The sequence below is a fragment of the Sphingobacterium sp. UT-1RO-CII-1 genome, from assembly GCF_026711005.1.
Taxonomy (GTDB): Bacteria; Bacteroidota; Bacteroidia; order Sphingobacteriales; family Sphingobacteriaceae; genus Sphingobacterium.
This window is the reverse complement of sequence record NZ_JAPPVJ010000006.1, coordinates 66393-78925: the sequence shown is the minus strand read 5'-3', so window position 1 is coordinate 78925 and position 12533 is coordinate 66393. Positions and strand designations below refer to the sequence as shown.

The 12533-nt window shown below is 35.8% G+C and carries 8 protein-coding genes; all 8 read left to right on the top strand.

Annotation, left to right across the window (positions count from 1 at the left end; all coding sequences use genetic code 11):
* Nucleotides 1–10: 10 nt before the first annotated feature.
* The 8 genes from ORI89_RS13975 (at nt 11) to ORI89_RS13940 (ending at nt 12424) form a co-directional block, all read left to right on the top strand.
* Entirely contained in the window at nt 11–1567 is a 1557-nt protein-coding gene (locus ORI89_RS13975; RefSeq protein ID WP_268231117.1) for a DUF6850 family outer membrane beta-barrel protein, read from the top strand.
* A gap of 374 nt (nt 1568–1941) precedes the next feature.
* Nucleotides 1942–2475, top strand: a complete 534-nt coding sequence (locus ORI89_RS13970; RefSeq protein WP_268231116.1) for an RNA polymerase sigma-70 factor — start codon at nt 1942–1944, stop codon at nt 2473–2475.
* Nucleotides 2476–2562: 87 nt separating this feature from the next.
* Nucleotides 2563–3732 carry a FecR family protein gene (locus tag ORI89_RS13965; RefSeq protein WP_268231115.1) on the top strand — a complete coding sequence of 390 codons (1170 nt, stop codon included), beginning with the start codon at nt 2563–2565 and terminating at the stop codon, nt 3730–3732.
* Nucleotides 3733–3872: 140 nt separating this feature from the next.
* Nucleotides 3873–7577 carry a SusC/RagA family TonB-linked outer membrane protein gene (locus ORI89_RS13960; protein WP_268231114.1) on the top strand — a complete coding sequence of 1235 codons (3705 nt, stop codon included), beginning with the start codon at nt 3873–3875 and terminating at the stop codon, nt 7575–7577.
* Nucleotides 7578–7588: 11 nt separating this feature from the next.
* Nucleotides 7589–9052 (top strand): RagB/SusD family nutrient uptake outer membrane protein, encoded by a 1464-nt coding sequence (locus ORI89_RS13955; RefSeq protein WP_268231113.1) that lies wholly within the window; start codon nt 7589–7591, stop codon nt 9050–9052.
* A gap of 11 nt (nt 9053–9063) precedes the next feature.
* Nucleotides 9064–10434 carry a substrate import-associated zinc metallohydrolase lipoprotein gene (locus ORI89_RS13950; protein ID WP_268231112.1) on the top strand — a complete coding sequence of 457 codons (1371 nt, stop codon included), beginning with the start codon at nt 9064–9066 and terminating at the stop codon, nt 10432–10434.
* Complete coding sequence (locus tag ORI89_RS13945) at nt 10431–11768, top strand: DUF4302 domain-containing protein (protein ID WP_268231111.1); 1338 nt, start codon at nt 10431–10433, stop codon at nt 11766–11768. Before ORI89_RS13950 ends, ORI89_RS13945 begins: the two co-directional genes overlap by 4 nt.
* Before the next feature lie 125 nt (nt 11769–11893).
* Nucleotides 11894–12424 (top strand): hypothetical protein, encoded by a 531-nt coding sequence (locus ORI89_RS13940; RefSeq protein WP_268231110.1) that lies wholly within the window; start codon nt 11894–11896, stop codon nt 12422–12424.
* The last annotated feature ends 109 nt before the right edge of the window (nt 12425–12533 follow it).

The window sequence follows — 12533 nt, the reverse complement described above, 5'->3', positions numbered from 1 at the left end:
GTTTAATGTGGTGTACAGACGTTTAGCTTTTTTTGTTGCGAGCATGTTCTTGTGTGCAGTTAGTGTACAAGGGCAAGGGGTGATTGGCTCTTTGTTAGATTCTTTACCCGATGCGGTGTACTGGCAAGATGTGGCGAAGAAAAGTCCTAAAAGTATGGCCATGCGCAATAGGGTGTGGATACCAGCTGAAACAAAAGATGATGCTTCTTTATTAGCCTTGTCACAAGAGTGGGCAGAAGGAAGTTTACAGCCCGCACAAGGTGCAGATGGGTATAGGCAGTTTCAGGTTTTGACAGAAGGAAAAACAATATGGCATAACATGGATGTTTGGGGGCGCTTCTCGTATAACCGAGCAAAAGAAGATAGTACCGCCTTGCGACATCAAACACGCTGGAATGATGATGCTCCATATTATTATGGCTCGTTAAAGAAAAACCAATATAATAGGGAAACTTATAAGTTGGACGCAGTAATGCAGCGTAGTTTTATAGAGGGGCGCTTGCCGCTAACTTTGTCGATAGACTATCGTTTGGGCACACATTATTCTAATAGCGACCCTAGAGGAGATGTTAAGGATATGAACCTGATGATGGAGTTGTCAGCAGGACATAAGCTGTCTGTGTTAGACTATCATGTGACGGGTATTTGGGGCTATGGCGCAGAAAGGGTGCAAGTAGGGTATAAGAATGATAAATACTCGGGAGGAACGGGCTATCCAGAATATGTAAACTGGTATATGAATGGGTTTGGGAATGATGAGGAACGAAGTGCATCGATTTATTACAAGGATATTATAAGACGAAAAGGAGCAGCTTTAAATGTTTTGTTGAAGAGCTTTCCACTTAGTAAGCTATACGTTAATGCACGATATATAAAAGAAGAGCAATCATTTCGGCGGGATAATACATCGCCACAGACTTATGAATCTTTGAATGATTATACGAAGAACATAGGGGAGCTGGATGTGCTTTGGAAAAAAGAGATGAATAAGAATACGGGAATGTATTTTTCTTTGTGGGGAGAAATGGTAAAAGGTGAAGATTATAATTATAGTTTGTTGCGTAATAACTATATCTACAAAAGAAATCAGACAAAAGTTGAGGGAGGTTTGTCGTATAAGCAGGCAAATTTTGACGTTTTTTTAGCATTAAATGATACCTGGAAAGCGGATGGTAGAACCGGGAACCAGATGGATATTGTACAGGTACAGTATGGTTTGACAACAAGTTATCGTTTTAGAGAAATAGCAACAAACTACTTGTTATTAGTAGAGTTGGGTTTTAAGGCACGTCAGGCTGTAAAGTCCTCTCTATTATTGTCAGGAGTGAATACAGGTGACTTCGGTAAAACAATCATTCATCGTGATTATTTATACCACACAGCACCCATGCAGGAATGGGGAACAAGATGGGTGTGGGCAACTGTGAGAGAAAAGCATAACTGGTCAATAAATGGACAGTTGAATTATCAGGTTCGAGGTAATCTCAAAACGTTAACAGAAAAACTTTTGGGAGAGCCTGGCAAATCTTTTTTATACACTAGCGTGGGAGTGTCTTATATGTTTTAGATAAAGAACTTTGTTTTGTTGTTAAATACCGTGCTTGTATACGTTGTTGTTACAAGTGCGGTTTTTTTTGTTGAGTTTTTTTTAAAAAAAGTATAGTTGTTAGACCTAAAATTAGGAAGATGATATCTTTTGCTGAAATGCTGTTGGGCTTTGATTTTTCGATTGTTTAAATCTTTTTAGATCATATCATATATTGGGGTGGTGGTGAAAAAGTGCCTGAATAGTAAAATAATTGCTGATTGCTTGACTATTTACATTAGGTTGGTTAAATGTGATTAAAGTTGTGCGGATAAAAAAAACCTTTATATTTACGGTAGGTTCTTTTATAAATAGTTCCTTAGTAAGTAGGGGGTATCTAATCTATCACTTTAATAATGAAAGGTATTGATCACAGAAAATATGTTTTTAACACGTATTATAAGCGGTTATGTCTTTTTGCACATAAGCTTGTTGGTGATATAGATATGGCTGAGGATATCGTTCAGGATGCTATTTTTTCATACTTTAATAAAGAAGATGAAGTTTCTTCTGACCCATCTGTGATTTTACAGTATTTATATTCTTCAGTACGGTTTATGGTGTATAATAAATATCGGAGGGATAAAATACATGAAAAATATTGGGAGCAAAATCCCTTTAAAGAAATGGATGAGTATTCGTTGGAGAATGAGATTACCTATGTTGAGGCATTAACTAAAATTCAAGAAATAATAGCAACAATGCCCCAAGCTTGTGCTACTATATTTAGAATGGGATATCTCGAAGAACTATCTAACAAAGAAATTGCTGAGTCTTTGAATATTAGTATTAATACTGTGAAAACCCAAAAACAAAGAGGCATGAAAATTTTGTTAACCAAACTCGATCCCGAGTATTTGCCTTTTTTGTCTTTCCTGTTTTTGGGATAAAAACCAGCTTTTTTCCAAAAAATATTTTTTTTCATTTTTTTTGTCACCCAAACGTTTGCTCAATGTTACTATACTATAATAACGGGTATGAATAACAACGAACCATTTAAAACCGCAGAACTGCTTATACGATTTCTTAGAAATGAACTTTCTCAAGAGGAAGATCTTCTATTTAAAAAATGGTTAAATGAAGATCCGCGAAATAGAGATTTACTAAATCGATTTAAAGACAAAAGATATTATTATGAAGATCTTTTGCAAATGAATAAGATCGATTTGGATGAAGCTTGGGACAGAAATCAAAGGAAACTGAAATTAGAGACCTATCGCTCTATTAAACGCCGTATGCTTTACGTTGCTGCAAGTGTAATTTTTGTATTAGCAGGCACTTTGAGTGTTTTAAAGATGAAAGCCAGATATGATAAAGAAGTAGTAGAGGAGACTGTGGCCGTAATGCACGATGTTGAAGCAGCGAGCGCCGGAGCTAATTTACTTCTTGCGGATGGAACAAGTTATAGTTTACAGAGTGATTTGTTAAGTGTTCGTAATAAAAATTTATATACTGATGAGGACCAGAAAGATCAGCTGATTTTTCAGGAAAAAATAAATAGCGATAAGTTGGTTTATAACACATTAGAAGTCCCGAAAGCGAAATATTTTAAAATGCAGCTGCCTGATGGGACATGGGTATGGATTAACTCTTTATCGAGTTTACAGTTTCCAATAGAATTTGTGGGAGATGAACGAAAGGTGTTTTTAAAAGGAGAAGCATATTTTGAGGTGGCGCACGACGAGAACAAACCATTTATAGTGGAGTCGGGAGATACCAAAATTCAGGTATTAGGAACGAGCTTTAATATTAATGCGTATAGTGAAAGTATTCATACAACATTAGCTGAGGGGAGTGTTTCCATTGATAATGGAAAAACAGCCTTAGTGCTTAGGCCCGGAGAAATGGCAAGATCTGCAGAAGGAGAAATAAAGAGGGAAAAGGTAGATCTGGACTATGTACTTGCGTGGGTAAATAATGAATTTGTATTTAAGAATGATAATATATTAACCATTGCTACACAGTTGGCAAGTTGGTACGGTGTTCAGGTAAAGTTTAATGGTGAAATTAACTATAACAAGACATATACAGGGGCCATTAGTCGACAGGTGAATTTGTCAGAGGCTGTAAGGATGTTGCAGTTTGCCAGTGATCTGGTGTTTGAAATAAAAGATAATAATTTGATTATAAAAAAAGGAGGACAATGATCATAACTTAACTGAATTAGATAATACGATTATATAAAAAGAAAGACAGGAATGTTGGCGCATCCCTGTCTAAAAAGAATTAAAAGGAAATTAAACTCTAACTAATCAAGTATACTTAACCCTTTAACACATGTAAATGTATGAATAAATTATCATTTAGCAGAAGATGGTCAAGTCTTTATGGCTCTACGGTCTTTTGCCAAACCTTACGAATTATGAAAGTAAACCTCTTTCTTATATTCGCATTCATAACGGGGAGCCACGCCCATAGTTTAGCTCAAAAAGTCAATTTAAAAGTTAAAAACGCTAAGTTGGAAGAGGTGTTCAATCACATTAGTAAGCAAACGAACCTTCGTTTTCTTTACGATAGTGATGTAATAAAAAATGCGGATAAAGTCAGTTTATCAGCTTCAGATATGACTATTGAGTCAGCTTTGGATAAAGTCCTTTCAAAACCCGGATTTTCTTATAAAATAATTGCAACTACCGTATCCGTAAATTATAAGCCTGTAGAGGTTGGAGAAAAAGAAGGTGCAAAGGATGTTGTACAACAGAATAAGGTGAGGGGAACAGTGAAGGATACGCAGGGTAGAGTATTGTCAGGTGCGACGGTGACAGTGGAAGGGAGTAGTTTAACAACAACAACCAATGATGAAGGGGTTTTTGAAATAAATGCTGCTCCGAATGCAACGTTAGTTGTTACCTATGTGGGACATAGAGACGGTAGTATCGCTGTTAATAATAAAAGCAATTTAGCTGTTGTACTGACAGAAGTAGCAAGCGAAATCGCTGGTATTGATGTTGTCGCAACTGGCTACCAAACCCTAAATCGAAAATTCTTTACAGGTGCTGCTACTCGAGTTTCAGCAAAAGAGGCTGAGAGAGCTGGTGTTCCTGATATTTCTCGAATGTTGGAAGGTCAGGTTGCAGGTTTAAATCTACAGAATGTTTCGGGAACTTTTGGGGCAGCTCCAAAAATTAGAATTCGTGGCGCCACCTCGTTATCTGGGGATAACAAACCACTTTGGGTAGTGGACGGTATTATTCTGGAAGATGTCGTTAATATTTCTAACGAAGCATTGTCAACAGGAGATATGAATACCTTATTGGGCTCATCTGTTGCTGGATTGAATGCTGACGATATCGAGTCTTTCAGTATTTTAAAAGACGCGGCAGCGACAGCTATGTATGGGGCCCGAGCAATGAATGGTGTTATTGTTGTAAATACGAAGAAAGGTACGCTAACAGACGGTAAGCCTATTGTTAGCTATACAGGAAATTTTTCATCTTACATTAAACCGAGGTATTCTGAATTTGATGTAATGACTTCGTACGATCAAATGGCTGTTATGATTGAATTGAGAAACAAGGGTTTCCTCCAGATTCCGTCGGCTTCAAGAGGATCAACTGGTGGGGTGTTTTATAAAATGTATAACGCACTTTACAACTACGATCCTATAACGAATCAATATGGCTTGCGGCATGACTCTAAAAGTCAGAGTGATTTTTTAAGTCGTTATGCAAATGCAAATACAGATTGGTTTGATTTATTGTTTAAGAGCAGCGTAGTGCAAGAACATTCAGTAAGCATTCAGTCGGGGACAGAAAAGTCTCAAAGTTATAGTTCGGTCTCTTATATGAATGATCCGGGTATGACACTTGGTAATAACGTAAAGCGTTTTACAGGTAACTTTAGAACTAACTATAAGTTTAATGATAGATTTAAAGCGGAGCTTCTGGGTAATGGATCAATTCGTCAACAAACAGCGCCTGGTTCTCAAAATATGGAATCAGATCCTGTATATGGCTCATATTATAGGGGCTATGATATAAACCCTTACAATTATGCTTTAAGTACAAGTAGGCTTATTACACCTTTCGATGAAAATGGTAAAAGAGAATATTTTGTTAGAGATTATGCGCCATTTAATATACTAAATGAAATAGAGAATAATTATGCGGAGTTAAGTATGATTGACTTTAAAGTTCAAGGGGGATTCACCTACGAATTTTTAAAAGATTTAAAATACTCTATAAACGGAGCTTTCAGATATACAAAAACCGAGAATGAACTTTTCTTAAAAGAAGGATCTAATTATGTTCAATCATGGAGAATGATGGACGATGCGACTGTTGTTGGTTCAAATGGTAGGTTATATAAAGATCCTGATTTTCCCAATGAATTACCTGTTTCTGTGTTGCCTGAGGGAGGCTTTTATAATATATCTTCTGATAACCTTAAATTCTATTACTTCCGACAGGATTTAGAGTATGATAAAGAATTTAATGAAGACAATAGTATAAATCTTTTTGCCACCATGGAAATGAAGACTACAGATAGGCAAGCAAAGTTTTTTGATGGACCTGGTTATCAATATGAAAATGGAGGATTAGTGGCTCCGTTTTATAAGTATTATAAACAAGGTAGAGAAGAAGGGAAACCTCCTTACGGTATGGGGTATAACAATGACCGTTGGGTCGGTTACAGTATGAGAGCCGCTTATGCGTATAAAAATAGATACCGCTTAAATGCAACGGGTCGCTATGACGGATCGAATAAAATGGGCAAATCAAGAACAGCGAGATGGTTACCAACATGGAATGTGTCTGGTGCATGGCTAGTCGATGAAGAGGATTTTTGGCCAGAAAATACTTATGTGAGTACGCTTGGTTTAAGAGCTACTTATGGTATGGTTGCATCAATGGGGAATGCAACAAATTCAGCTGCAGTGTTTTATAATCAGATTGCTAGAAGGCGTGAAATCGTTGATCAAGAAACATTAACCTATTTATCAAGTCTTGAAAATTCGGAATTGACTTGGGAGAAGATGAAAGAATTTAACTTAGGAATAGATATGACATTGATTAATAATAAAATTAATTTAACAGTTGATATATATGACAGAAGAAACTATGACCTTTTAGGTTCTATTCAGACATCAGGTATTGATGGGCAGTTTAGAAAAACAGCTAATTATGCAAATATGAAAAGTAATGGGGTGGAAGTTACAATTGCAGGGAAACCAATCAGTAAAAATGATTTTCATTGGAACACTCGCTTCAATTTTGCACTGAATAAAAATAAAATCACAAAACTAGATATCAATCCTAATATATGGAGAGGTGTCTCTAATACAGGAGGGGCGGTAGAAGGCTACCCACAACGTGGTCTATTCTCTATACAATATGATGGATTAAATCCGGATTATGGATATCCTACATTTATTGGTATTGATGGTTTAAAAACTACTTATATAGACCTACAAAGTCAAACTTTAGATTATTTAAAATATGAAGGTTCTATAGAGCCAACCTTTACTGGAGGTTTTTACAATAGTTTGAACTATAAAGGTTTTACGCTTAGTGGTTTATTTACTTTTTCTGCGGGTAATAAATTAAGGTTGAAACCAACAATAAGTGCATACTATAATGATATGTCTGTAATGACTAAAGACATGTTGAATAGATGGATTATGCCAGGTGATGAAAACAAAACTAATATTCCAGCGCTACTTGACCCTTTATCAGTTACAGATATTAGATCATCTACAGGTTCACAAGTAAACGTCTCGTATCCTTATAATGCCTATAACTACAGTACTGAAAGAGTTGTAAATGGGCATTATATTAAGTTAAAGCAAGTATCATTAGGATACGCATTGCCTAAAAGATGGATATCATCGGCAAAACTTAATAATGCAAGTTTTAATCTAGTTGCAAATAATCTGTGGACTATATTAGCCGATAAAAGATTGAATGGGCAGGACCCAGAGTTTTTTGCATCTGGCGGTGTGGCATTGCCCACCCCAAGACAAATAACCTTATCGCTTAAATTAGGATTTTAACTTAGAAAAAGATGAAACAATTGAATAAGTTTATTATAACGACCTTAATGTCATGTACGCTATTTATTACTTCATGTAATAAGTATTTAGATGTTGAACCGGATAATAGGACTTCTATAAATAGTATAGATAAAGTAGCTCAATTAGTTGGGACTGCTTACCCTGGGTATGATTATTTATCCTTTGCAGAGTCAGCATCTGATAATGTTGAAGATAAAGGTCCTGGTGTAGGAAGTTCGGTTGATACCCGAGATAGACCATATGCTTGGGAAGATCAATTGAGCTCAGGAACTAATACACCGATAAATTACTGGAATGGTTGCTATTCCGCTATAGCTGCGGCTAATCAAGCATTAGAAGCGATAGAAAATGAAAATTTTGATGAGTCTGTTTTGCAATATAAAGGCGAAGCTTTAGTCGCTCGTGCTTATGCTCATCATATGTTAGCGATTTTCTTTGCAAAAAACTATGAGATCGGTGGTGCGAATGACAGCCCGGGTATTCCTTATGTAACAACCCCTGGGAAAACAGTATTTGGTAATTTTACACGGGGGACTGTCAAATCAACTTATGAGAATATTGTAAAAGATTTGGAGGAAGGCCTTAAATATGTGTCAGATTTAAATTATAAAGTACCTAAATATCATTTTACCGAATCAGCTGCACATGCCTTCGCTGCACGGTTGTATATGTTTCTAGGGGAATGGGACAAGGTTGTGGATCATGCGACTCTAGCAGCTCCAGGTGGCGATTTCTTAAATAATATCCGTCCTACAAACAGTACTTTTAAAGAGATGACGGGTGATGAATTTAGAGCATCGTTTACGAAATCTGATGTAAGGTCTACTTTACTGTTAGCCAATTCTTATTCTACTTGGACATATAATGAAACAGCTCGATATGGATTTGGTGATAGAATATCGTCGATGTTTACAGGACCCCATGTGACTGGAGGGGTGTTGGATAATAAGGTTCTTTCTTATGGAGCGCCACATTATACTACGTATAAATGGTTGTATTATTTCTTTTATACCGGGCCAGGTATAGGATACCCATACATTATGCAACCGCTTCTTACTTTAGATGAGACATTATTAAATAGAGTTGAAGCTTATGCGGAACTGGGTCAATATGATAATGCTGTCGCTGATTTAAATACTTTTTATAGTCAGAAAATTAGGAATTATACTCCTTCTCTGCACGCTTTAACTTTGAATAAGATTAATGATTTTTATGGTACGACCAATGTTAAAGAAGCGCTTATTGAAGCTGCGTTGCAAGCGAAAAAAGCTGAGTTTGTTCAAGAAGGGATACGTTGGTTTGACATTGTGCGTAAAAACATCCGTGTAGTACACAATATAATAGATGCTACTGGGCTTGAAACTGATATTGTGTTAGAGCCAAATGATCTTAGAAGGGTGTTCCAATTACCAGAAGAAGTCGGATTGGCAGGAATTGAATTAAATCCAAGATAGAATTTAGAGTTATGAAAACAATTAATAAAATATTATTACCCTTACTCTCTGTGTTTTTACTATTTGGTGCATGTCAAAAGGAAATAATCAAAGATATTGACTTTTCTAAATATAATGATGATGCTCCAGAAACGAATACGGAGTTAGATAAATGGCTTACAAGTACTTTTTTAGATGAATATAATATAAAAGTTGTATATCGGTATAACAGATATTACCATGATGTGGAACGTAATGTTACACCGCCAAAGTTAGAAGCTGTAAAACCAACCATGGAGTCGGTCTTAAATGGATATCTACTCCCGTATAGAAAAGTTGCAGGTGAGGAGTTTATCAAAAAGATGGCGCCAAAAGAATGGATACTTTTTGGATCCGTTTCTATTGCTAGTGACGGTACAGCATATGCTGGTACGGCATCTGCAGGGAGAAGAGTAAATCTATACGGTATTAACAATTACTCAGAACATGGAGCGTTATCTGTTATTCATCATGAATTTGTGCATATTTTAAATCAGTTAGTATCAATTCCAACAGATTTTCAGATAATCTCTAAACAAGATTATAAAGCTACGTGGAGCTCAACTCCTGCTGATACTGCTAAAAAATATGGTTTCGTATCATCTTACGCTAGTGGAAGTTATACCGAGGATTATGCAGAAACAGCTTCAAGTCTTTTAGTAAATGGTCAGGCTTGGTACGATAGCTATGCTAACGAGTCTTCGACATATGGTAAGCAGAACTTGAAGTTAAAGGAGCAAAATGTTGTAAAGTATTACAATATGGATCTAAAAGTGGATTTTAGGGAGTTGCAAATGGAAATTCAGAAGTACATGAGAAATAAGCTTGACCCTCAAAGCTTGAGATTTTCACCTTATTTAGAGTCTGTTTATAAAACGATGAATATAAACCTTAACTCGTCCATATATGCTAAGTACAATATTTCATCAAAATTTAAAAATGCTTATGACATTATGAGACAAGCTGTGTTGGATTATAGCACATCAGCTAAATATAATCTAGATTATATGCAATTGCGCTTTGAAGCAGAGGATAAAGTTACGGTTCGTTTAGCCTTTACAGCTGCTGCAGGAGGGACGCAGTATTTTGCAGACTACTCTTTTGCACATACATTGGATAAGCAAACTGGGAAGATTAAATTTAGTAAGGTGGATCAAGCGGGAACTACCGGGACATTTGCAAATGCTAATATGTTTATGTCAGGTTTTTCATCAAGCATTCTGCCATATTTAGAAGAAACGACTTTCGAAGCAGATTGGATCCGTATCGATGTGGACGGTGCTGATTTTAATAATCTAGCCGGATTTTACGAAGAAAGCAATAGTTCGAATTATTTCTATGGAGTTATAGGACAAACGTTATGATAAAAAATATAAAGATAATATGGTATTTAAGTCTATTCATTTTTGTGGGGGTATCCTGCAAAAAAAATGAAGTTGAACTTGTTTTTGATAAAACGCCAAATGAGAGAGTGAATGATCAAATAGAGTTGATTAATAAAACAATGGTATCGGCTGAATATGGCTGGAAAGCCACAGTAGGTACAGGTCTTAAAGGAGGCTACGGTTTTTACTTTGATTTTGACGATCAGCAAGTAGTTGGTATGGTCGCCGACTTAACTGATAAATCGGCGATAGAGTATGTTGAGTCTAATTATCGAATTAAGCAAGATAACGGTGTTACATTAATTTTTGATACGTATAACTATATTTCAATGCTAAATGATCCTGTTGCGACAGTATATGACGGGACACAGAGAGAGGGGCTACGTAGTGATTTAGAGTATGGATTTGATTACGCAAATGGAGACACATTAGCGTTTATTGGTAAAAGGTATAGAAATCCTCTTGTTTTGATAAAGGCTACTAAAGAAGAAAGAGATAAGTACCGAACTGGAAGCTATCAGGAGGTGATTAACCAAACTAAGGCTTTTTTTGAAGATAACACTAATCCTTATATTGATGTGAACTCGGACGGAGAATCTTATATGATGGGTATTACTATTAATACGAATACAAAAATAATAGAGTTAGCTTCTTTACACCCTGATGGAACAACTTCTGCAAGTACAGGAAAATATGCTTTTTCTTTGGACGGACTTAATGTTATCGCTGGAGGGATTATATACCGTGGCCATAATTATGTAGCGATGAATTGGGAAGGAAACAAAATGTATTTTATTAGTGATAAAGGTGATAAATATGAGGTTAAAAACTCATTACAACCTATTTTACCGCTGTATAAGCTTATTGGTTCAAAGTATGTTGGATTTAGAAGTCCTTACTTAACATATTTTTCAGGAACATCATCTGAAGGTCTGAAGATATTAGAGAGATACCATAATGGATTAGCTAAAGGTACCGGTTATGCCTTTAATAGTGGATATATGGATTTGGCTTTCGATGTATTGAATAAGCGGGTGACGTTTAGCGGGTTTTCTAGTCAGAATAATGGTACAAGTGGGTGGATAACGGCTATAATATATAATTATGAACTGGACGAAGATACCGGTATTTATAAACTTACATATAGAGAAGGTCCCAATGGTGGATATGTTTCTGCAATTATGGATCAGATGGATGTTTTCTTAAGAACAAGTAGGATAAAATTCGATTATCATATTTCAGATGGTACTGTTTATGCAAAAATAATCGGAGTAGATAAGCCTGAGGTAGAGATGACGTTCCGTACTAGATAATCTAAGGTTTCATCTGTTGACCTCTACTACACAAGCCCTTATTTTAGGGACTTGTGTAGTAGTTTTTTGGAAGTCTTGTAAAAGGTGTGTAGCTAATTTGGAGGAAAAGAAGAAATGTTTAATAAATGAAAAAATTATATTATTTAATTACATTAATGCTATTACTGTCTTCTTGTCAGCAGCTAGAACAAGGAAATGTTGACATTGAAGGTGAATGGTATGTGCGAACAGATTATCAGGAGATTTATAGAGAACATGCTTTAGTTAATACATCTTATAGGGGATATGCACGTGCTGATTTACTAAAAAAACATATTAAGCTCTCTTTTACCAGAGATGGGCAACTATTGATTCGAAATTTTGATCATAAATCTGTTCAAACACAAATTGCATATAATTATAAAAAAGAAGGTGAAAAAATATTGTTAAGTTCTAGTGAGGGGCGAAATATTGTGGTGGATCATTCATTTGTGGGATTATCTTCAAAGAGTTTAAAGGTAATTGCATCGGTAGACATCTTAAAGCCCTATGGTGACCAAGCTGAAAATATTCGTCAAGTAATAATGTTATTGAGAGAATTGCCTATAGCTGATCCAGAAGAAGAATCAACAGGTCAACAGCCGGATTTCGGTGTACCTATAGAGCCTCAATCTTAGTAATAAAGGTGTTCTTTGTTAAAATATGATTGATTTTGTATTAATTAGTCAGTTTAGTTGTGGGTAGAGGTCTCCATCTCATTTGTAAGATTTGGAGGCTTTTACTTTA